This is a genomic window from Nitrobacter sp. CN101 (assembly GCF_055390255.1).
The window spans coordinates 4,178,839-4,201,293 of the sequence record NZ_AP038833.1 but is presented as its reverse complement, the minus strand read 5'-3'; the positions used below and the strand labels follow the sequence as shown (position 1 = coordinate 4,201,293).

At 60.3% G+C, this 22,455-nt stretch carries 17 protein-coding genes and 1 tRNA gene; 8 read left to right on the top strand and 10 right to left on the bottom strand.

The genetic code is table 11. From position 1 onward, the window contains the following. Positions 1-161: 161 nt before the first annotated feature. The 3 genes from ACZ5IL_RS20960 to ACZ5IL_RS20950 form a co-directional block, all read right to left on the bottom strand. Positions 162-1,067, bottom strand: coding sequence for an efflux RND transporter periplasmic adaptor subunit (locus ACZ5IL_RS20960; protein WP_464594353.1), 906 nt, complete (start codon positions 1,065-1,067; stop codon positions 162-164). Positions 1,068-1,187: 120 nt separating this feature from the next. Next, positions 1,188-1,340, bottom strand: coding sequence for a hypothetical protein (locus ACZ5IL_RS20955; protein ID WP_464594352.1), 153 nt, complete (start codon positions 1,338-1,340; stop codon positions 1,188-1,190). Between the two features lie 97 nt (positions 1,341-1,437). Then, the gene (locus tag ACZ5IL_RS20950; protein WP_464594351.1) at positions 1,438-1,686 is read right to left on the bottom strand and encodes a helix-turn-helix domain-containing protein; all 249 of its coding nucleotides are present in this window, start codon (positions 1,684-1,686) and stop codon (positions 1,438-1,440) included. Positions 1,687-2,433: 747 nt separating this feature from the next. On the opposite strand from ACZ5IL_RS20950, the gene ACZ5IL_RS20945 reads away from it, so the two are divergent. Continuing rightward, the gene (locus tag ACZ5IL_RS20945; protein ID WP_464594350.1) at positions 2,434-2,667 is read left to right on the top strand and encodes a hypothetical protein; all 234 of its coding nucleotides are present in this window, start codon (positions 2,434-2,436) and stop codon (positions 2,665-2,667) included. A gap of 153 nt (positions 2,668-2,820) precedes the next feature. Here ACZ5IL_RS20945 and ACZ5IL_RS20940 read toward each other — a convergent pair whose 3' ends face one another. After that, entirely contained in the window at positions 2,821-3,855 is a 1,035-nt protein-coding gene (locus ACZ5IL_RS20940) for an alpha/beta hydrolase (protein WP_464594349.1), read from the bottom strand. Positions 3,856-4,898: 1,043 nt separating this feature from the next. Between ACZ5IL_RS20940 and ACZ5IL_RS20935 the strand changes: the two genes are divergently transcribed. Continuing rightward, a complete protein-coding gene (locus ACZ5IL_RS20935) occupies positions 4,899-5,171 on the top strand; it encodes a hypothetical protein (protein ID WP_464594348.1) in 273 nt (90 codons plus the stop codon). 248 nt (positions 5,172-5,419) lie between these two features. Continuing rightward, positions 5,420-6,031, top strand: coding sequence for a pyridoxamine 5'-phosphate oxidase family protein (locus ACZ5IL_RS20930; protein ID WP_464596954.1), 612 nt, complete (start codon positions 5,420-5,422; stop codon positions 6,029-6,031). Between the two features lie 133 nt (positions 6,032-6,164). Here the strand turns inward: ACZ5IL_RS20930 and ACZ5IL_RS20925 are convergent, their stop codons facing one another. From ACZ5IL_RS20925 to ACZ5IL_RS20905, 5 genes are all read right to left on the bottom strand, one after another. Then, positions 6,165-8,102 (bottom strand): AsmA family protein, encoded by a 1,938-nt coding sequence (locus ACZ5IL_RS20925; protein ID WP_464594347.1) that lies wholly within the window; start codon positions 8,100-8,102, stop codon positions 6,165-6,167. A gap of 195 nt (positions 8,103-8,297) precedes the next feature. Then, positions 8,298-11,423: an efflux RND transporter permease subunit gene (locus tag ACZ5IL_RS20920; RefSeq protein ID WP_464594346.1), complete on the bottom strand. Its 3,126-nt coding sequence runs from the start codon at positions 11,421-11,423 to the stop codon at positions 8,298-8,300. After that, complete coding sequence (locus ACZ5IL_RS20915; protein ID WP_464594345.1) at positions 11,423-12,271, bottom strand: efflux RND transporter periplasmic adaptor subunit; 849 nt, start codon at positions 12,269-12,271, stop codon at positions 11,423-11,425. The genes ACZ5IL_RS20920 and ACZ5IL_RS20915 overlap by 1 nt, the downstream gene beginning before the upstream one ends. A gap of 189 nt (positions 12,272-12,460) precedes the next feature. Next, positions 12,461-13,936, bottom strand: coding sequence for a caspase family protein (locus ACZ5IL_RS20910; RefSeq protein WP_464594344.1), 1,476 nt, complete (start codon positions 13,934-13,936; stop codon positions 12,461-12,463). A gap of 202 nt (positions 13,937-14,138) precedes the next feature. Next, entirely contained in the window at positions 14,139-14,777 is a 639-nt protein-coding gene (locus ACZ5IL_RS20905; protein WP_464594343.1) for an OmpA family protein, read from the bottom strand. A 382-nt stretch (positions 14,778-15,159) separates the two neighbouring features. Between ACZ5IL_RS20905 and ACZ5IL_RS20900 the strand changes: the two genes are divergently transcribed. The 5 genes from ACZ5IL_RS20900 to ACZ5IL_RS20880 all read left to right on the top strand — a co-directional run bounded on the left by ACZ5IL_RS20900 (position 15,160) and on the right by ACZ5IL_RS20880 (position 21,308). Then, positions 15,160-16,605, top strand: a complete 1,446-nt coding sequence (locus ACZ5IL_RS20900) for an MFS transporter (RefSeq protein ID WP_464594342.1) — start codon at positions 15,160-15,162, stop codon at positions 16,603-16,605. Further along, positions 16,602-17,411, top strand: a complete 810-nt coding sequence (gene otsB, locus ACZ5IL_RS20895; protein WP_464594341.1) for a trehalose-phosphatase — start codon at positions 16,602-16,604, stop codon at positions 17,409-17,411. Before ACZ5IL_RS20900 ends, otsB begins: the two co-directional genes overlap by 4 nt. Next, a complete protein-coding gene (locus ACZ5IL_RS20890; protein WP_464594340.1) occupies positions 17,408-19,201 on the top strand; it encodes a glycoside hydrolase family 15 protein in 1,794 nt (597 codons plus the stop codon). Before otsB ends, ACZ5IL_RS20890 begins: the two co-directional genes overlap by 4 nt. A 180-nt stretch (positions 19,202-19,381) precedes the next feature. Continuing rightward, a complete protein-coding gene (locus tag ACZ5IL_RS20885) occupies positions 19,382-20,857 on the top strand; it encodes a trehalose-6-phosphate synthase (RefSeq protein WP_464594339.1) in 1,476 nt (491 codons plus the stop codon). Positions 20,858-21,218: 361 nt separating this feature from the next. Continuing rightward, positions 21,219-21,308 (top strand) — tRNA-Ser (locus tag ACZ5IL_RS20880). A 918-nt stretch (positions 21,309-22,226) separates the two neighbouring features. Here ACZ5IL_RS20880 and ACZ5IL_RS20875 read toward each other — a convergent pair. Next, positions 22,227-22,433 carry a hypothetical protein gene (locus tag ACZ5IL_RS20875; RefSeq protein ID WP_464594338.1) on the bottom strand — a complete coding sequence of 69 codons (207 nt, stop codon included), beginning with the start codon at positions 22,431-22,433 and terminating at the stop codon, positions 22,227-22,229. Positions 22,434-22,455 lie beyond the last annotated feature (22 nt).

Sequence of the window (22,455 nt, the reverse complement as noted above, 5' to 3'; positions counted from 1 at the left end):
CCTCACGCGAACGGTAGCCACTGCGCTCGAAAAGACCTGTCCTGCCGTGAGGCAGACGCTTTGGTCGATCCAGCATCCGAGAGGTCGAAACCGTCGCACGATCCTTTTCTTGGACGAGGAGCGCTCACCGCGGCAACCCACTCCCGAAATCCGGGAGAGATCTAGCGGGCCGCACTCGCTTCCATGGCGATCGGTCTGACCGGATCGCCTTCGCGTAGCAAGGCGCCCGCGCGCGCCACCACAACGTCGCCTTCCGACAATCCCTCGCGGATCTCAACCTGCCCTCCCGATCGCAATCCAACCTCGACGTGCCGCATTTCAACACGCTGGCGCCGGACGACCTGGACCACTGCGCCCGCGTTTCCATACAGGATCGCGGTCAGGGGCACCGCAATGCCGCAGCTTTCGCCGGTCTTGATGATCGCGCGGCCAAACGCATTGACCAACAGGTGCTTGCTGGGGTCAACGGAGATGAAGACCTGCCCGAGTTGGCTGTTCGGTTCGACCGTCGGTGCGATCAGTCGGACCTTGCCGTCCATTTCGCCGGCACCGACGGCCTTGACCTTAGCGGTCTGATCGACCGCGAGCTTCGCCAGGTCGCTGCTCGGCACCTGACCCACCAGATCGAACTCGTTGCCCGTGACAATATTGAACAACGCCTCCCCCTTGCCCGACGCCACCGCCCCGATCTCGGCAGACGAACGGCTAACGAGTCCCGCCACCGGAGAAGAAACCTGGGTCGTTCCGCCTTCGGGCCGAGTAACGCGGGCAAGCGCCTGCCCGGCGGTGACGTTCTGTCCCGGCTCTGCCAGAACCTCGGCGACCTTCAAGCCCGGCCGCTCCGGCCGCACCGCGGTCTCACTCTTCGGGATCAGGATTCCCGTTACCTGGACGCTCGCCAAGAAGCAGGATCTGGTGGCTTTCAGGACGCTAACGGCGGCGGCATTCGGAGCAACCTGTTCATCCGCGAACAATCCCGACGGAGCAATGACGGTTGCCACCAGCACAACGGCGAGAGCGAGAGCCTGCATTGCAATGTGGTGCGGGCCCGGAAATTTCGTGGACATTGATCAAAGACTCTTTCCGGGAAAATCGCCGCGAGAATGCGATCCCGCTTCGCTTGAGAACGCTATAATCAAGCCACGATCGTGTTTCAACAACCGGCACGATCGGAAGCGCGACAAGCTTCATGCAACCCGGCCTGCGCCCGAGCGTATAGGCCCGCGCTCGGCGTGCTCTCGCCAGCGATGAATCTCGACGGCTGCGATCGGATAGGGGAAGCCTTTCAGGACCAGCGACGTCAATTCAGTCGCGTCGACCCGGTCGATCGACCATGCCATGGCCGCGCGGCAATAAGCTCACGCTCTCAACCAACCTCAATCTCTGCAGATAGCACGAGAAACCCCGCCGGAGCGGGGTTTTGCTTCGACTCGTGCCTTACGTCGACGCGAACTTTTGTTTCAGCGCTTTTTCTTCAACTCCGAGCGTGTCGCAAATCGCCTTCAGGCGCGAAGGATCCGGAAAACGAATGCCGCGCATGTAGAGTGAGATATCGCAACGGCGGAAATCCTGGGTGCCGCGAAACAACTTCGATGCCTTGCGGGCAAATTCCGCTTCTGTCCAATGCTTGTCAGCGACAAGTTTTGCAAGGCGATTTCCAAACCCTATTTTATCTGCATCTGTCATCATTTTCTTTTCTTTCTGAATTCCCCTTCACGCGCATCAATCGTTCGGACGACGATCCGCGACGCAAGCCGCCGGCCTTCCGGCGAGTTTTCTTCCGTCAAAGGGAATGTATGTCTTACTATACATCGCTCCATTTACTTCCCACGCCAGCGTCGGGGCACCCCTGCGCGTTCCGCATAGGGATTTCACTTTCGAGCATCGCGCGCAGCTTTGAACGTAAAGCTCTTGACTCAACTCGCTTCCTCTCCGGTTGATTGCGTCGGACTCTCGAAGACAATTCTAGAAAACCTTATTTGACGGCCCGACTTCTTGCTTCAGCCATCGCCACGACGAGGGACACGATTGATGATTGTTTGGCGAGCGCCAGCGCAACGTGAGGATGACAATTGCAGCGATGCGCCCAACGTCTTTCCGCTTCTGTTAAAGTCGGGCGCGTGAATCGCTCTCGCTTCAACCACGACCCGTCATCGCGCTTTTCAGATATGGGGTGCCCCATGTCGTCGGTCTACACGACCTTAGATCTGGCCAAACCAACTAAAGCCGCGTAATCCGGGATGGTGACTGGTCCAGCTCGCGCTATCAGATATGACAGAGGCAGGCAGTCATCGTTGCAGTAACCATATCCATTTGAGCTAACCACAGCTTCTGACATGCGATCACTCCATCATTATCTAAAGTGAGCTGCCGAAGCCGCCTCTGCCGACACAGATCTTCATCCTCCGTCGAAAGATCGAAAGTCAGTCTCATATGGCAACTCCCACGACCTCCGACCACGACCAGACACGCGTCGAAGCGCCCAAAGCTCAGGCCGACAAATCGCTTGACCCCGACTTCGATTCCATGACGGACCGCGAACTCCTCATGGCCGCGGCTAGCAACGCCTTTCACAACGGGAGAGCCTTGCGTCAAATCAAGATCATGGCGACGGTGCTGGCGCTCGTCGTCAGTCTCATTCTGATAAAGCTTTTTGGCCTGACGTGACAGGATGCCGCGCCGACAGGTTTCCGCAGGTTTCGATCCGGTCATAGGCGGTGGTCATCTAAGATTACCACTCGCATGTTGGGTGGTCGCCAGCCGCTATCAGCAGACGCTAATGCGGTATCATGCGCAGTCAGGACGCCGCCTCAGGCCCCGTCAACCAACCGGGGGGCGTCCGTCAACGGCGCGTCGAATGACCTGACGGACCTTCGCGTTAGACAGAAACAGGTCGTGGTTGATAAAACCCCAACCCTGCGCCGAGGCGTCGATGACGCGCAGCCCAAGTTGCTCAAGTTTGGCCTTTTCGGCAGCGCCGACGCGGGTGATGCCACCGGCCAGGAAGCCCGAGAGAGCCAACGCGCGGTCGTTGGTAGCGGTGACGACCGTGATCTTCCCGGCGAGCGGGCCGACGCGCTCGACCGAGGAGGTGAAGACATCGAGGTCAATGTCGGGCGAAGCGAAGACAACGGCTCCGATGCGATCGCCTGCCGCCGGCTGCCGCGCGCAAATCTGGCGCAGCGCCTCCATCGTCAGCATGGTGCCGACTGAATGCGCGACGATGTGGATGCGGCCAGTGACCGGACTCGCCATCAACCCGGTCAACACTTGATCAAGCGCGTCGCGCGACCACATCGCGCTCTCTCGGTCGTAGCCGTAGTCGAGCAGGCTCGCTTTCGAAGGCCAGGAAAACACCATGGTCTCGCCGCGAAAGCGAATGCCTTCGGAGATGCGGGCGGCGTCGAGCGCCGCGTTTTCAAAGGTCTGATTGAAGCCGTGCACGTAGATAAGCACGTCACGGGTGCCGCCCGGCTCAGCGTAGAGGTCGCCGATTTGGCTGGTCGGCTCGATTGCGTCCAGGCGCCAATCGTCCAGCCCGACGGCATTGAGTGAGAAGCGCCCCCCGCTTGGCGGTGTGAGCTTGGCGCGAGCGACGTTCAGTCGCGCGGCTCGTTCAGACCCATACCAGGGCTTGGCGCGCGCACCGTTCACAGGCTTGCGTGTGGTGGCGACGAGAAGCGTCGGATTGGTGGAGAGTTCGGCGGCATCGAAGGTCGCGCCGCCAGAGGAGAGAGCGGCACTGGTGCAGCCACCGACGGACGCGCCCAGAGTCAACGTGCAGGCGGCGCCTGCAAACGCGCGTAACACGGCGCGGCGGCCCGCGAGCGACGGTTGGTGAACATGATGTGACAATGTGCAGGTGTCCCCACGATCGGAGCGTGGTGCACGGCAATCGCGGCGAGAATGCGGACATATTGAATTGATGCGAGCAGACCTCGGTTCCCGAGGCCGCCCGCAGGTTGTCTCTGACCCAAGGTATTTGTATGGCCGGTGTTGGTATGGCGCGGTTAGCAAGATGGCTAGCGCAAGCTTCGGACCGACGACGCATGCCGTGGTGTTGGCCATGCCTGAGCACTCTTACCGTGCCATTGGGCAGACGAGAACTCGCTGCGCACCTGCCTTGGCTAGGTTGTCTTGGCAAGTTTGTCGCCAATTTGGCGCGCTTTTCACTGGTTCTAATCTCAATAATTTAGCGCTTCTCGCGGAGGCTGATGTCGGATCACCAGAAATCTGGAGCTCCGAGTTAACCGCACAAGGGTCTGGAACCATCGTTTAACCGACGGAGAGCTAAAATGCGGAAATTCATCTTCGCTATGACTACTCTTGCCGTCTTCGGTTTTTTTGCAAGCGAGGCATCGGCGGTCACGGTGCTCAACACGACACAGGCCGACGTGAAAAAGCAGTGTGAGGGTAAAACCAAGTGTAGTGGAGCCTGTGGCAGCACAATATGCAATTACGTTTGCGACAACCCAAAAAAGCAATGCACCGTGTCGATATACTTGAAGCGCCCACCCGGTCGGATCCCAGGATCGACCGACGGGTCCGGGATGACACGCAGCAATCAATGACGACCCGATGATCGTCACCGCCCGTGACGGCGGCATACGGCCCGCCGTCACGAAGCCGACACCCACAAAAGCGTGGCTTTCGCGCTACACCGTTGGCTAAGAGAACCGCCAAGAAGAAGCTAAAATCAAGGATCCTTGCGGTGGAAGCTGTCGTCTTTCTTCCGGAAGGCGGCGATCATCTCTTCCAAAGAGGCGATAACGAACAGCATCCGGTATGGGGAAGTTTATGGCTCCAGAGTAGATATCCTGCATCATTTCGCTAAAAAGAGGAGAGTAATTTAGCGACGGGCCGTCGCTTACTTCATTTCGGATTCAGTCGGAGGATCGATGCTCTTTATTATCGTTGTGGCTTTGGTGGCGACCTACTTGATATCACGGCTGGTCGGGCTGGTTGCCAGGAAGTGGCCGGACACAATCGGCAAGGCCGTGTGCGTCAATGCCGTGAGCGCCATAATTGCCGTGGCAGCGGGAGCATTGGCCTCCGCCGCGGACGGCGGGCAGCCGAAATTTTATTTAGCGTTTTTGATTTACGGCGGAGCGCAGTTGATCGTGCTGATTTTTGATGTGCTCCGGATTATGCGGCTTAAGTCGACAGCGTAACCACGTGAGTGCCGGTGGCTCAAAGGCGATCCGGCCAAACCGGGAGACGGCGCCGCTGCTGGAATGGAGGCGGACTCCTGCCCGACAACTATTGCGCGATCCATGAGGGTGCCGCGTGGACGGTTCACAACATCGCTAGGCTTGGGGCACGCAGTTTCACAGACACGCGCCGCGCTGTATAGGATGGCAATCCAACCGGACGATCCAGGGTGGAAAAGGCCGTCTCAGCGCAGGGAGTAGCAATCGTGGTGACCGCCATCGAGACAATCGAGCAGCTCGAGGCCATTTACGGCCAGCCGGGCGAGGCGGCGACGATCAAGGTGGCGCATCGGATCACGCCGTCCTATCGCGCGCTGATCGAAAGCTCTCCGTTCGCCATCTTGGCGACCTGCGGGGAGGAAGGGCTTGATTGCTCGCCGCGCGGCGATCTGCCCGGCTTCGTTCGGGTTCATGACGATCTCACGTTGATTATTCCGGATCGGCGCGGCAACAACCGCGTCGATTCGCTGCGAAATCTCATCCGCGATCCAAGGGCCGCGCTTCTGTTTCTGATCCCGGGATCCGGCACCACCCTGCGCGTCAACGGCCGCGCTCTAGTGTCGGCCGACCCCGAGTTGCTCGCGTCGTTTGGCGTCGAAGGCAAAACGCCCCGTTCGGTCATCGTCATGACCGTGGAGGAGCTCTACTTTCAGTGCGCGCGCGCCATCATCCGCTCGCATCTCTGGGATCCCGGCCGGCACGTCGATCTCAAGAGCTTGCCGACGCCCGGAGAAATCCTCGCGGAGATGAGCAAGAGCCGCGTCGGCGGCGAGGAATATGACAAGGCGTGGCTCGAGCGCGCGCGGCAGACGATGTGGTAATGCGCCTCCACCTCCGACGCGCCATTGCGATCCTGCAACAGAGTTTGATTCAACGCAGTTGAACCGGACTCAATGTTTTTGATTCGACGCGTTTTCTTCACGCGAACCGGATTCCACTTCGCTCGAAAACGCTCTAGCGGCCGAACAGTTGTTTCATGATCTCATCGATAGGCGGCGGCTTGTCTCGGGATGGCACGTTTTGGTGCGACGGTCCTTGAGAAGGCTTGTCAGAAGCGGGAGGTTCGTCAGGAGCGGGATCGGTTCCTGCGCCGAGACCTTGCCGGATCAAGGTATCAAGGGTCTCTCCGATGCTGGGGCCGGACTGGTCAGCACTGCCGCTCCCGCTGCGGCCGAACAATCCCTGCCCCCATTCCCTCAGCTTCGCATAGACCGCGCCCGGGTCGTCCAGAATGCCGGCTACGTCAGGATAGATGCGCGGCTCACTCCATGCCCCTTGCACGACAACCGGAATGCCGAGGCCGATCGGATCGGCGCGCGCCCCTTGGCCTTGGCCCTCGGTGGTCATAACGAGTTTCGGCTCGACCCGGAATGCTAGCATCTTCGAGCCGAGATCGACGGTGCCGGCGCCGCTCATCCGCACAAGCGGGCCGGTTAGAAACAGGTCGTTCGTGGTGGCCTGTCCTTTCGCGATGGTCGCGGTTGCGCTGAGTTGCGACATGTCAGTGGCCTGATCAGGGCGTTCCTGCCACCCCGACAGAGTACCGGACGTCAACGCACGGATCATTTTCGCAATGTTGAGGTTGCGGATCGCGCCGTCGCGGACGTCGATCGAAGCTGTCCCAGTAAGGCTCGACATGATCGCGCGCGCACTCACGCCAGTGCCGCGGACGTCGGCTGTCGCCCGCATCCTGCCATCGACATTGTCAAAGTCGGCAAGGCTCGATAGCAGCGGCAGCGCGCGAACACCGCTCACGTCAGCCTTCAGCGCGTAGGACGGATCGTTCAAGGACGCGTCGATCGACAGGCTGCCATTGGCTCGCCCGTCATAGGCGCCGAGGTTCGAAAATGACGCTTTCAACACGCCGCGATCAATGGCGGCGTCGACCTGGGCGGGCGCAAAGCGCGCTCGGCCGATATTCAGTTCCGCCGCTGAAATCGTCGCCTGCGCGTCGACATACTTTAGCCCGCTGACATCGATCGGCGCATCGCTCCATGGTTGCGCGCCGGAGCGCGGTGCCGAAGGCTGGCTCGCTGGTGCGCCGAGGTCAAGCCGCTGAAAATCGAGATCGACTTTTACAAGCGGCTTGCTCGAAAGATCGACCGATGCCCAGCCGTTGAACTTTCCGTCGTCGAACGATCCGGACAAGCCATTGATGAGAAGCATTTCCCCGTTGATCCGGACCTCGGCCCTGGCTGTCAGTCGGCGGGGCGGCGCACCTAAGATCTCGAGCTTCAATTCGGCCGGGATATTTCGACGACCGCGCGAACCTGCAGGCGGCGTTGCTGCAATGGTGAATGTCAGCGAACGGTCGCCGGGGCGCGCCTGGCCCCTGATGTTGATTCGCCGGTCAGCACCAAGCGTCACGCTCGCGTTCACATCATCGACGCGATTCTCCCAGCCGGTTTGCGGATCGAAGAAAACGATCGCGCCGTTTGAAACCGTCACCCGGTCAACCGGAAATTCCGTATTGTCTTCCGCTGTCTCTCCGACCCGGTCTGACTTGGATGAAACGCCGCTGCCGGCGCGTTCACGAAGCAGCGGCACCCGCAGCGTGGGACGGTCGATGGCCAATTCCGAAATCTTTAAAGTCCCCGAGAGTAGGCTCGCAAGCTCGAGAGCAGCACGGATTTCCTTCACAGCAAGCTGAGCATCCGTCGCGGCCTTTCCAGGACGATCGAACGTAACATGACGCAGCGCGAATCCGAGCGAAGGCCATAGGTCAATTCCGATCGTGCCGTTGATCGCAATCCGGTACCCCGTGTCGCGCTCGATTCGGTCCTGCACCAGCGACGCGACGTAACCGGAAGGAAATCCGGTTACGAGAATCACGATGACGATCGCGATCAGGCTGGCTGCGACGACACCTGCGATTTTTAATGCTCTTGCCATCTCGAAACAGCGTGTCCTTGCATGCAAACCGTCAGAAATTGAAGAGCAATGTAATTCCGCGTTGAATATGGAGTTGTCGTGTCAAACTGGCCCGAAAGGGCTAGTGGAGTGAATTTGACATTCGCCAGAAGCGCGTCAGATCAGAATCTGAGAACCCCGCTTCTGATTCCGTTAGAAGCGGAACGGCTATAGCGCTTATTCGGCGCCCGGAAGCGAGACGGAATTTGGCGGGTTTTGTTCTGCGGCTACCGGCTCGGCGACTTCCGCGCCCGAGGTGAATAGCCGTTTGCTGTGGCGCCAGATGAACTTGCCGACATCATCCATCAGCAGGAACATCGCAGGCACGAACACGAGCGAGAGCATCGTCGAAAACAGCAGGCCGCCGATCACCGCGAGCGCCATCGGCGAGCGGAATTCACCGCCGGCGCCGAACGCCAGCGCGCTCGGCATCATGCCCGCGACCATCGCGACGGTCGTCATGACGATCGGGCGGGCGCGCTTCATGCCGGCATCGATGATCGCCTCTTCCCGCGCGCGGCCTCCGCGGATTGATCCGACCGCGAACTCCACCAGCATGATCGCGTTCTTTGTGACGATGCCCATCAGCATCAGGATGCCGATCCAGACGGGTGTCGTGAGCTGCTTACCGGTGAGCAGCAGAGCCATGATCGCGCCGCCGATCGATAGCGGCAGCGAGAACAGGATGGTGATCGGTTGCAGGAACGTGCCGAACAGCAGCACCAGAACCGCATAAACCATCATCAATCCGGCCGTGATCGCTGTTGCGAATCCTTCAGATAGCTCGTTCAGGCTCTCGGCGTCGCCCGAAGGACTGACCTTCACGCCCTTGGGCAGGGTCTTCATCACCGGCAGACCGTTGATCCTCTTGGTCGCGTCGCCGAGCGCGGCCGTGCCGACGAGGTCGGCCGCGACGGTGGCCTGCCGCTCGCGGTCGTAGCGGTTGATGTTGGTGGGGCCTTGATCCAGCCTGATGTCGGCAACGACGGAAAGCGGGACATGACCGCGGCCGCCACCGATCGGCACGCGCATCTGCTCCAGCATCTTCAAATCGGAGCGCGCGTCCTCTTCGAGTTGCACACGGATTGGAACCTGACGGTCACCGGCATCAAACTTCGCCAACGCCGGGCCAACGTCGCCGATCGTCGCTACGCGAATGGTTTGCGAGAGTTGCTCGGTCGATACCCCGAGACGCGCGGCGAGATCGGCTCGCGGCTGGATTCTGAGTTCGGGACGGTCGAGCGACGTCTCAGGCGTGACATTGGCAATCAGCGGAATGCGCTTCATCTGCGTCGCCAACTCGTTCGCTACATTGCTGACGATGCCGATGTCGGGTCCGGTCACCACGAGCGAGACCGCGCGCAAGCCATTCTCGTCAAGGAACCAGTAACGGATGTCGGGAACACTTTCGAGTTCCTCCCCGATCGAGAGTTCAAGTTCCCGCTGGGTGATGTTGCGGTCTTGCTTCGGGGTGTAGTTGATGATCAGGGATGCACGACGCACCTCCTGCAGTCCTGGCGGCACGCGCCCGCCGTCCACGAATACGCTCATCACCTCCGACCGCTTGCGCAGCCGCGACGCGATCTCTTCCGTCACCTTTTCGGTATGAGCGAGCTGCGACCCCGGCGGCAGCTCCATCGCCAGCAGCGAACGCGCTGTGTCCTGCGCCGGCAAGAAACCCTGCGGCAACAGCTTGATGCTCCAAATCGAGGCAGCAAAGACCGCGAAGCCGATCAGGACGGTGATGATGTAGTGCCGCACCGACCAGGTAACGAGGCTGATATAGGCGCGCAACACGCGGCCCGGCGGCGGCGGATCATGCGGATGGTCCTTCATGAAGTAAGCGGCGAGCACCGGCGTCACCAAACGCGCGGCCAACAGCGAGAAGAACACCTGCACCGACACCGTGATGCCGAACTGTTTGAAGAATTGCCCCGCGATGCCCGACATGAAACTAGCCGGCGCGAAAATCGCGATAATGGTGAGGCTGATCGCGATCACCGCGAGGCCGATTTCATCGGCCGCTTCGAGCGCGGCGCGGTAGGGCGATTTGCCCATTCGCATGTGGCGCACGATGTTCTCGATTTCGACGATGGCGTCATCGACGAGAATACCGGTTGAAAGCGTGATGGCGAGGAAGCTGACCAGATTCAGCGAGAAACCGAGAATGTCCATCGCCCAGAAGGCGGGGAAAATCGACAACGGCAGCGAGATCGCAGCGATAATGGTGGCGCGGATGTCGCGAAGGAACAGGAAAACGATGATGACGGCGAGCGTCGCGCCTTCGAACAGAGTCGAGATTGCCGCCTCATAGTTGCCTTTGGTGAACTCCACGGAGGAGTCGATCAGCTTCAGATCGACGTCGGGATATTGCCCTTTCAGCGCGTCGATCCGATTCTGCACAGCCTTCGCCACCACAACGTCGCTCGCTCCCTTGGAGCGTTTGATGCCGAGCGCGACCACCGGCTGGCCGTTGAAGCGGGCAAAGGTCCGACGGTCTGCGATAGTGTCCGTCACCGTGCCGAGATCGTCGAGACGGATTTCGCTGCCGCCCGGCAGAGAAATCATCGTGCCTGCCAGCTCGTTGATGGTCTTGGCGCCGGCCAGGGTCCGGATCGCCTGATCGTTCTGTCCGATCTCCGCCCGTCCTCCGGCGACATCGACGTTGATGCCACGCAGCCTCTGGCTGACATCGACCGCCGTCAGTCCCACAGCGTGCAGGCGATCCGGATCGAGCGACACCAGAATTTCACGCTCGACACCACCGATGCGCTCGACCTGGGCGACGCCACGGACGCCTTGTAATGCCCGCTTGACCACGTCGTCGACAAAGTATGACAGTTGTTCGGGCGTTTTGCCGGGCGAGATCGCGGCATAGGTGACGATCGGCAACCCGATGACGTCGACACGCTGGATCAGCGGCTCGTTGACGTTCTGCGGGAGATTGGCGCGGACCCGCGTCACGGCGTCCTTGACGTCGTTCAGCGCACGGTCCGTATTGGTCTCGAGCGCGAACTGAATCGTGGTCAGCGACAAGCCATCTGTGATCGAGGACGAAATATGACGAACGCCCTCGACGCCCGAGACGCCATCCTCGATAGTCTTGGTAACCTGTGACTCGAGTTCGGCGGGCGCAGCGCCGAACTGCGAGACCGCCACAGAGATCACAGGGATATCCGCGCTCGGCAACCGCGTGATCGCGAGCTTGGTGAAGCTGACCCAGCCCAGTATCAGCAATATTATCGAGAAGAGGACGGACGGGAGCGGATGCCGGATCGACCAGGCGGAAATATTGGAGGCCATCAACGTGCTCGCGATCGATCGAGATCATCGGAGAATATGGCCTTAACCCGATCGCCGTCATGCAGCGACGTGCCGGCATCGGCCACGACGATTTCTCCGACTTTCAATCCCTCCAGGATCTCGACGGCGGTGTCGGACGTCAATCCAACGCGAACGCGCCGCGTCTCCACGACATCTCCGTTTACCACCTGAACCGTCAGGTGATCGATCGCGGAGCGGGGAATGGCGACGCCGCAACTGCGCTTGGCGTCGATGCTGGCGCGGGCGAACATTCCGATCCGCAACGTCGGATCTTCGCTCAAGGACAGCCGGACATGACCCATTTGGGTTTTGCGATCGATCTCGGGCGAAACCAACCGGATGTGGCCGACCAGATCGGGTCCATCCTCGCGGCTGACGCGCGCGCTCGCGCCCGGGTTGAGCTTGAGCACATGGATCGACGGCACCTCGGCATCCAGCTCAACCTCATTATTGATTGCAATCCGAAACATCGGCCCGGCTCGCAGCGAGGCCGGCGCTCCGACGGCGGTACGGACTTGGGTGACGAGGCCCGCAGCAGGCGCGCGCACCGCCGATCCCGATTTTCCGCCGGGCGGTGGCGTCAGCCTGGCCAGTTCCTGATTCAGTACGACGGTGTCGCCCTCACGGACAAGCACGTCGGTGACCTGCGATCCTTCCGAGTCGGGGCTGACCACCGCTTCCCGGCGCGCAACAACGAAGCCGGTCACACGAACCATGTCGGAAAAGCAGGCATTGGTCGCGCGGGCGACCGTCACGAGGGCGCCTCCGGATGTTCCGGTGTCGTCGGCGGCGTACGAAGGGCTCACGACGCCGATAGTCGTCACCATTGCGCCAAAAAACAGGCCGGAGGCGAGCTTATGCGCGCATCGCGGCCGAAATTCTAAATCCGAAAGTTGCCTCACCCTGCAATTCTCACATTGAACGGCCGCGTATCTCGATGCGGCGACAACCTATACGGCGCATTAGCAATCGCAAAACAAACAGGTCGAAAATCATCGCCGTGCAGGTACACGGCGTCAGCGCACGCCGTATCCGGCAAACTCCTTCGCGATGTCCGGATCCATTGCCTTGGCATTGGCGATGTCCATGCTACCCTCCGCGACAGCGCCGCTGCGTTGCCTGGCAAGGCCCCGGCCGTAAAGCGAGGAGGTCAGCCTGGGGTTGATCTTGAGCGCTGCATCGAAGTCCGCGATCGCGTCCTTGTTCGCGCCGCTCTTCAGGTTGAGCAGGCCGCGGCTGTCCAGCGCATCCACAAAATCCGGCCTCAACCGGAGAGCCTCGTCGCAGTCTCGCCGCGCGGACGGCAACTCGCCGATCACAGTCCGGGTCCAGCATCGATTGTTGTAGGCCTCAACGTCCTTCGGATTGAGTCGGATCGTCGCATCGAAATCCTTGATGGCGAGTGCATAGGCGCCCTTGCTGGCATAGACCTGCCCACGCCGATACAGTGCGTTGGCGTCGTCTGCCTTGGCGGCGATCCTGGTCGTCAGCGATTTGATCGTTGGATCGTCCGCCAAAGCCAGCGCGGTCTTTCCGTCATCCCGGGTTTGCTGCGGAGGTTCCGCCAAAGGTTTGGCTTGGTCCGATGAGGGTTCGGGCGTCGGAGGCGCCGACGCAACAGGCGTCGGTGCGGGCGGGGACGACGGAACGGGTGGAGACAAAGCCTCGGTCTGCGGGCTGGACGGCAACGATGGCGTTGCTGCGACATCTGGCTGGCCATCCCGGCCGGGAATAAAATGGAAATCCTCGGCCAAAGACGACGAAATCCACGGCACCTGCTCAGCGCGCGAGGCTCGCGTCACCCCGACACGGGTGCGGTTCAGCGTTTCCTCGGCTGTCAGGCCGGGGACGCGGATCTCCTTCAGCAATTCGCTGACGAACAGGCTGCGATCGGTGCCGGCATCGCTGGACACCGAACTCAGCGCCGCAGAATACATCACCAGCGTTCCGCTCGGCGCGATCACCGGAGCCAAACCGGCCGAAAAGCTGCGGAAGCGGCGCTCGAACGGATTGCGGCGGGAGGCGTCAAGCAACGCGATCTTGACTCCTGCACCGCGATTGTTGATCTCACCCAGAATGGTCTCGAGGCTGAAGCCGTCACGGCGCACATCCGCTTCGGTCCAGAGTTGTGCGTCGACCGGAATGAGGTAGCTTTGGCGTCCGGACTGGATGCCGTATCCGCTGAAGAAGATGAGCGCGACGCTGCCAGGCTTGATGCGGGTGTATAGACGCTTTAGCGCGAGGCGCATGGCTTCGCCGGTCAGATTTTCACCTGTTTCGACATCAAAGCCGTCGTGCTTGAGTTCGGCGGCAACATCGCGGGCATCGTTAACCGGCTCCTTGAGCGGCGCTTCGCTGTCCGGATAGACGGCATTGCCGATGACAAGCGCAATCCGCGTGCTTCCGTCGGTCGCGGCCGATGCGACCGCCGGCGCCATCGCAAGCGCCATCGTCAGCGTCCACACGGCCAGCACCGCAACTCGAATGTTCATGCGACGACCGTCCAAAGTCAGACGCCGTTCCAGCCCGCGCCGTGGTGACCTTATCTTACGCGATCCGCATTTTCAAACCAACGACGCGGCAGCTGTCAACGGCAGGCAAAATACAAGGCTAGCGCATCGACGACTACATCGGGCTGCGTAGTCATGCGAGCGACATGGTGTGCGGCATAAGCGCGGCACGGCAATATCAGCATTATTTATTCGCAGCCTGCTCTTTCGCCGCCATGTTGACGACCTCGACGCGACGGTTTTCCGGAGCGAGCGGGTCTGCAGAATTCTTGTATCCCTCTTTTCCATACCCGGCCGCGACCAGATTTTCCGCGGGAATCTTATATGTCTCAATAAGGAATCGCTTCACGGCTTCAGCGCGGCGTTCAGAGAGATCGTGATTGTAAGCATCGGATCCCTTGCCGTCAGTGTGGCCGCCGAGCATGATGACGGAGCCTGCCAGTTCGTCGCTCGTCAGCGCCTTCCCAAGGCTGTGCAACTGCGGCTCGGTCCGCGGCGTCACGGCCGCGGAATCGAAATCGAAGTTGATATCCAGATCGATCTTCGGGCGCTGGGCGGCAATCTCAGCCAGGTGATCGCGGTCGCCCATGGACAGAGAACGGGTCTTGCCGCGCACGCTCCTGACGAAATCCAGATCGCTGGGGCTCAGCGCTGGCCGTGTTGGCGCGCTCAGGCTACGCGTCTTCGAAGTCTTAAGTCCGTCGATAATCTGCTGCGCGGAAAGGTCGCCGGCCGAGGCGCCCTGTGGTGCGGCGATCACAGCCAGGCCGGACGCCAGAATGGCCACCCTCAGCCTTTTTCCGGAAATCGTCTGAACCGACATGATCATCTCCCTTCCTGTTCATTGGTCCGCCACACGATAGGTATTCTATGGGTGACCTGCCGCCCGAACTTCCTGATTTGACGCCGCTTGGCGGAAGTTCGTTCAAAATTATTCAAGGCATGGACGCACATCAATAACGACGGGGACGAGGTCAACAGGCCCTTCGAAATCGGGGAACTAGGGACCGGAGTGGCGCGTTTCTGGTCAGCCAATGGGCGAGAACAGGGCCTGCCAGCGGCGGCGGATAGCCGACGGAACCATGTGGAATATCACTTGGAATATGACTGAGCGACCCTGAGCATTGCGCTCAACCTTCATCGTTGCTTGCGAACGGCCGGGAGAGCCGGCCGGGCAACGCGTTCTGACGACTGAAAGGTTATCATTGCAGGAACCGAAGGACCGGATCGTCGAGACAGACATTCCCGCGCGTCTCGACAGCCTGCGCTGGAGCCCATTTCATACGCGGGTCGTGACCGCCCTTGGAATCACCTGGATACTGGACGGGCTGGAGGTAACGCTCGCCGGCGCGCTGTCCGGTGCGCTCAAGGACAGTCCCACCCTTCGCTTCAGCAACCTCGATATCGGCGTCGCCGGCAGCGCCTATCTTGTCGGAGCTGTGCTTGGGGCGCTGGGCTTCGGCTGGCTGACGGATCGCATCGGGCGCAAGAAACTTTTTTTCGTCACCTTGACGCTCTACCTAGCCGCGACGGCGGCGACCTCGCTGTCGTGGGATGTCGCCAGCTTCGCGCTGTTCCGGTTTCTCACGGGGGCAGGCATTGGCGGCGAATATACCGCGATCAACTCGACGATCCAGGAACTGGTGCCAGCGCGGTACCGTGGCTGGACCGACCTGACCATCAATGGCAGTTTCTGGATTGGCGCCGCTCTTGGCGCGGTAGGCGCGATCGTGCTGCTCGACCCACAAATCATCGATCCGGAACTAGGGTGGCGGCTCGCGTTTCTCACCGGCGCAGTCTTGGGACTTGTGGTGTTTGTGATGCGGCTGTGGATCCCGGAAAGCCCCCGCTGGCTGATGATTCACGGACGGCCGGATGAAGCGGTGGGCATCGTCGCCGGCATCGAATGGATAGCGGTTCGCCATTCCGACGCACCCCCCGGAGGGGTCTGGCCGACGATCAAGCTTCGGATGCGCAGCCACACACCGCTGCGCGAGGTGGCGCGGACGCTGTTCAAAACGTATCGGCAACGCTCGCTGGTGGGCCTTGCGCTGATGACCGCGCAAGCGTTCTTCTACAATGCGATCTTCTTTACTTACGCGCTGGTGCTATCGACTTTCTACAACATTCCGGCAGAGCGGATCGGGTGGTACCTTCTGCCGTTCGCGGCGGGTAATTTTCTCGGGCCGTTGCTGCTCGGTCGGCTGTTCGATACCGTCGGACGCCGCGCGATGATCGCGTTCACCTACGGAATCTCCGGCGTTCTGCTCGCCATAACAGGCTATCTCTTCGCCACCAGCGTCCTAACCGCACAGACACAGACGATCGCGTGGATGGTCATCTTTTTCTTTGCTTCGCCGGCCGCCAGCTCGGCCTACCTGACCGTGAGCGAGACCTTTCCCCTTGAAGTGCGGGCGCTGGCGATCGCGGTGTTCTATTCTGTTGGAACCGCAATCGGCGGCGTCGCCGGCCCGACGCTGTTTGGTGCCTTGATCGACAGCGGCTCGCGTGACAGCGTATTCGCCGGATACTGTTTCGGGTCGGTGCTAATGATCGCAGCCGCGCTGATCGGCTGGCGATATGGAATCGCTGCCGAGCGGCAGTCGCTCGAGTCGGTAGCGTCGCCGCTTGCCGTTGTGGAGTCACGATGAATCAGGATGTAATGGAAAACGTGCCGAACAAAACCGCTTCCGTGACCGACGACCCCGAGCCTCGCGCGCTGCCGCTCGGTACATCTGCGCTGTTGCTCGATATCGATGGCACACTGCTCGATCTCGCGCCGTCGCCCCATGAGGTTTACGTGCCTCCCAAGCTCGCTTCGTCGCTGTCGCGGCTGCTGGCGCGGACGGCTGGCGCGCTGGCGCTGGTCAGCGGTCGATCGCTCAGCGATATCGACCGGATCTTCGCACCGATGCTGTTTCCCGCTGTCGGTGGCCACGGTGCGGAGATGCGGATTTCGATCGAAAGCGAGGCCGTAGCTGCGCATGCGCCGCCGATGAACCCGGATTTAATCCAACGGTTTGCAGCGATCGCCGAACTGCATCCCGGCATCCTGGTAGAGAACAAGGGTTACTCGCTGGCGCTTCATTTCAGAAAAGCGCCGGATGTCGAGCGCGCGATCTATGATCAGGTATCGGCAATACGCGCCGACCTGCCGAACGCGCCCATAGAGGTGCTGCCGGGCAAGTTCGTCTGCGAGATCAAGCATTCGGGATTTACCAAGGCGACCGGCGTGACCGAGCTGATGTCGCATAAGCCGTTCAAGGGACGGCGGCCGGTCTTCATCGGCGATGACGTAACCGATGAAACGGTCTTTGCCATCATGCCAGACCTGAACGGCTTGTCGTTCTCCGTCGGACGGCGAGCTCAAGGCGTGAACGGCCATTTTCAAGCGCCCAGCAACGTCAGGGCCTGGCTGGCCCGTCTGCTCGACGACGAACGAGCGGTCGCTGAATGACCGATCATGGGCTCGATCTCGCTGTCATCGGCAACTGCCGGACAGCGGCACTCGTCGATCCGACCGCGCGGCTGGTATGGTGGTGTTTCCCGCGCTTTGACTCGGACCCGGTATTTTCGCGCCTGCTCGCCGGGAACGAAGAAAAGGGTTTCAGCGATGTCGTGCTGGATGGCATGGCCGATTTTCAGTCGGACTATGTTCGCAACACCGCGATCGTCTCCACCGTCCTGACCGATACGCACGGCAATGCCGTGCGTATCACCGACTTCGCGCCGCGTTTCCGGCAATATGGCCGCATGTTCCGGCCGCCGCAGTTGTTTCGCATCATCGAGCCTGTCGCGGGTCTGCCCCGGATCACCATCCGCATCCGGCCGACGCACGCCTACGGCAAGCCGATGGTTCGGCACTCGATGGGCAGCAACCACATCCGCTATTTCGAAGAAGACGGCACCGCGATCCGCGTGACCACCGACGCGCCGCTGGCCCTGATCGAAAACGAAACGCCGTTCGTTCTGACGCGCCCGATGTATCTCGTCTTCGGCAACGACGAAGCGTTTCCCGGCGATCTGGCGTCAACCGCCCAGCGTTTTGCGGACGAAACCAAAACCTACTGGCTGAGCTGGGTGCGGCGCCTTTACATCTCCTATGAATGGCAGGAAGCCATCATCCGCGCGGCCATCACGCTTAAGCTATCCAACTTCGAGGAAACCGGCGGCATCATCGCCGCGCATACCACCTCGATTCCCGAGGCGCCCGGCTCGGGCCGCACCTGGGATTATCGTTATTGCTGGCTACGCGACGCCTATTTCGTTGTGAAGGCGCTCAATCGCGTCGGTGCGACGCGGACGATGGAGGACTTCATCGGTTTTACGCTCTCGCTCGCATCGAATGCCGAGGAGGATCTCAAGCCGGTCTACAGCGTGGTCCCGAATCTGCCGCTAGATGAGTGGACTGCCGCCGATCTTCAAGGCTATCGCGGCGACGGGCCGGTGCGTGTCGGCAATGCCGCGGTCGACCAGAAGCAGCACGACACCTATGGCAGCGCCATCCTGGCGGCGCTGCCGCTGTTCTTCGATCGCCGGTTACCGCGTCCCGGTGACGAAAGCCTATTCACGCTGCTTGAATCGCTCGGCAACAAGGCGGCCCGCGTTGCGATGACAAGTGATGCCGGCATCTGGGAATATCGCGGTCGTCAGCGTGTCCATACCCACTCCGCAGCGATGTGCTGGGCCGGCGTCAACCGGCTCGCGGCTATCGCGGAACGGCTCGGCCTGCCAGAACGCGCGGCGCACTGGAATGCAATCGCTGATCCGTTGCATGCCGAACTGATCGACCGCGCGTGGAACCCGAAGCGCGAGGCATTCACCGCGGCCTTCGGATCCGACGATCTCGATGCGAGCGTACTGTTGCTACCGGAACTCGGCGTTTGCGAGGTTGACGATCCGCGATTCATCAAGACTGTCGCTGCCATGGAGCGCGAGTTGCTGCGCGAAAAGCATGTAATGCGTTACGCGGCGGAAGATGACTTCGGTCTTCCCGTGACTGCGTTCCTGATCTGCCGGTTCTGGCTGATCGATGCGTGGTGGTCGCTCGGGCGGCGCGAGGAAGCCCGTGAGGCCTTTGTGGATGCACTGGCGCATCGCAATCGCTTCGGGCTGTTATCGGAGGATATCGATCCGGAAACCGGCGCGTTGTTTGGGAACTTCCCGCAAACCTACTCCATGGCCGGATTGATCCTGACCGGCATGAAATTATCGCGCAATTGGGAGGATCGATACTGGCGTAGCTGATCCGATGAAAGACACTTCTCGTAAAAAGCGATGTGACAATCATTTCATTCCCAAATGTCCGGGAACTTTGAGTTTCCTTCTAGACTGCCTGAATTTGGCGTCAATTTGGTAGGAAGGAGGCAGGAACCATATTGATGAACGCGCGTTTATCTGCGGGTGCAAAACCAGGAGGGGATCCTTGTGAACCTCGTTGTCGTTTCGAATCGCGTGGCGCGTGCGCGGGCTAATGAGCCCCTGACAGGCGGCCTAGCGGCGGCGCTGTTACCAGTTGTTGAAAAATCAGGAGCAATTTGGGTAGGTTCCAGCGGGCGGGTACGGGACGGGTCGCACAAGGAACCCTTTGCTGAAGTTGAAGCCCTCGGATCTGGAGCGCTTGCATTGCTCGATCTGCCGGCCGCGCACTACGGCGGATACTACGAAGGCTTCGCGAATTCGGCGCTATGGCCTGCGCTTCATTCCCGGTCCGATCTCATTCGCGTGTCGCACGAGGACTATCAATCGTATCGCGAGGTCAATGCCTTCATGGCGAGGGCTCTGATGCGCTTTCGCAAGCCCGACACTGCGTTCTGGATTCAGGATTATCATTTCCTCTCGCTCGGCGCCGAATTGCGCGATCTGGGTGTCAGCAATCCGGTCGGTTTCTTCCTGCATACACCCTGGCCGGCTCGCGCCGTCATGGGGGCGGTGCCGCATCATCGCGAATTGATCGAAGCGATGCTGGCCTATGATCTGATCGGATTCCAGACCGACGACGACTGCGAAAATTTTCTCAGCTATCTTCAATCGGAACTCGGCCTCAAGATACAAGACGGCGTCGTGACGTCGCGTTACGGCAAGTCGCGATGCGCCGTATTCCCGATCGGAATCGATGTCGAGAAATTCGCGTTGCAGGCCGCCAAGGCATCCTCGCATCCCGACGTCTCGCGATTGCGCCGCAGCCTGAACGGAGAACAACTGGCGATCGGCGTCGACCGCCTCGACTATTCGAAGGGCCTTGTGAATCGGATCAATGCATTCGATCGCTTGCTGGTCTCGAACCCCGCGCTGAAGCGCACTGTCTCGCTGCTGCAAATTGCGACGCCCTCCCGCGGTATGATCGAGGCCTACGGCAATCTGCAGAGCGAGCTTGCGAAACTGGTCACCGACGTCAATGGCCGCCACGGTGAAACCGACTGGATGCCGATTCGCTACCTCAACCGGGGATACAGTCAGACCGTGCTGGCCGGCCTCTATCGCACGGCGCGCGTAGGCGTGGTGACGCCGCTGCATGACGGGATGAATCTCGTCGCAAAGGAATATGTGGCCGCGCAGAATCCCGCCGATCCGGGGGTGCTGGTATTGTCCAAATTTGCAGGCGCCGCGAACGAGTTGCAGACAGCGCTCCTCGTCAACCCTCACGAAATCGACGGGATGGCCCGCGCCATTGCCGCCGCATTCGCGATGCCGCTGACAGAACGCAGAACGCGTTGGGAGGCTATGATGCGGAAGCTGCGTGCCGGGACCGTCCAGCAATGGTTTACGGACTTTTCCGAAGCGCTGGAGGACGCGCGCGCGGCTAACAAAAAGACAGCAAGCGACCGTCCCGCTGCTGCGGTAACACCGAAATCATGGCCGCTGCATGTGGTGGGTTCGCGTAGCGGCGCCGGCGTTCACTAGGGCTCTTCCGCTGGGGTCGGAAGCGAGATTACAAGGTAATTGACCCGATTTTTCGGTGAAACGTTTTCGGTGAACTATCCTCGTCCGCTCGAAACGCAAATAGAAGCGATTTTTCGCTCGGCAGAGCCGGTAATCCCTACCCGGGCCTTGCAATCCCGGGATTATCCGGCGTTTCCGCCGAGATTCTTCATTTGCAAAATGGTCGCGGGAATCCACAATCGTTTCCGGGACAGCCCCTGAATGGTGGGAACATCCTGCTAGCCAGTAATAATTGCATCAGTCATACTGTTAGGGAAAATCCCGACGCCACGGCCACCGCTCTCTTGCAAAAACCGGAACACCCCTTCATGAGAAGGTGACCGGAGAGATGGCCGAGTGGCTTAAGGCGCACGCTTGGAAAGCGTGTGTGCGGGAAACCGTACCGTGGGTTCGAATCCCACTCTCTCCGCCAGGACCTTGACATAACAGCCTAATTTTTAAAAAGAATTTGATTGGTAGTAGTTATACATACCTCAATCCATCCCACAAAATTATCTGGATGGAAACTGGATTTGTTCCGACGAGAATAAATGGAAGGCGACCCTGTACCCGTGGGGCCTTCGGTTTATAGCGGTCAACATGGGAAAACGACCTAGAGGACGGCCTAAGGGGTCTCGCGGCTCCGCTGCAATTCTGGATTCCGCTCAAGCTTTGAAAGTCCTGCAGACCGCTCGGCGAATCGACCGGTCGTCACATCGTCTCCAAGTCGCGCTTTTGCTTTCCTTCGAGCTAGGCCTCCGCGCCTCCGAGATAGCAAAACTGTGCGTGGCCGACATCTACGAGGGAAACGGCAATGTGGCTGACAGCATACGGATAAAGTCCCCAGGTCGGGAGAGACTGGTACCCGTTCGGTCAACTAGATTGCGATCAGCTCTCGCCAATCACTTTGAGTACAGTTTTCGCGATCGTCCCATCGACAACGCTACCCCGATTATTCGCTCTCAACGAGGAGGCGCGATGACGACGGGTGCACTGGCAAGACTGCTGACACACCTATATCGGATAGCGGGGATCAAATCTGGAAGCTCCCGCTCAGGAAGAAGAACTCTTCGAGCGAATCTTGAGACTTTCGGCTTCAGCCGCGCCTAACCGGAATTGTTGGTCCGACAACTACGTCCGAAGGCTCTCTCTGCGTTCTGGTACCGTCGAACGAGGCGCTCATCGAGTGGGCGAAGAAGTCGTTCGAAGCCACCTACGGCGCAAACCCAGATGACTTTGCAGTAATCTTCCCGCCTTCATGATGAGTACGGTGGCACGCCTAAGCGAGGAAGCTGGTGGTGGGAACTTGCCACCATCCTTAAGAGGACCGCTTCCAAGTTGCGCCATCTTATTAGGCAGTAGCGGCGAGATGCTCCCGCAATGCCGCTTTAAGGCCTTGGTATTCTCCTCTGTCCGGCGTCGCCACATATTCCGATACGATGGCGCGGAGGTCGTCCCCCCTCACCTCGATGTTTTTAGCCGTGAGCGCGGCGACAAGGCCCTCCGTGAATGCGTCAACCGCGATACGAGCGGCATCGGCCTCGGTGATTGTCGTCATGTTCTAATGTTTCCTATGTTAG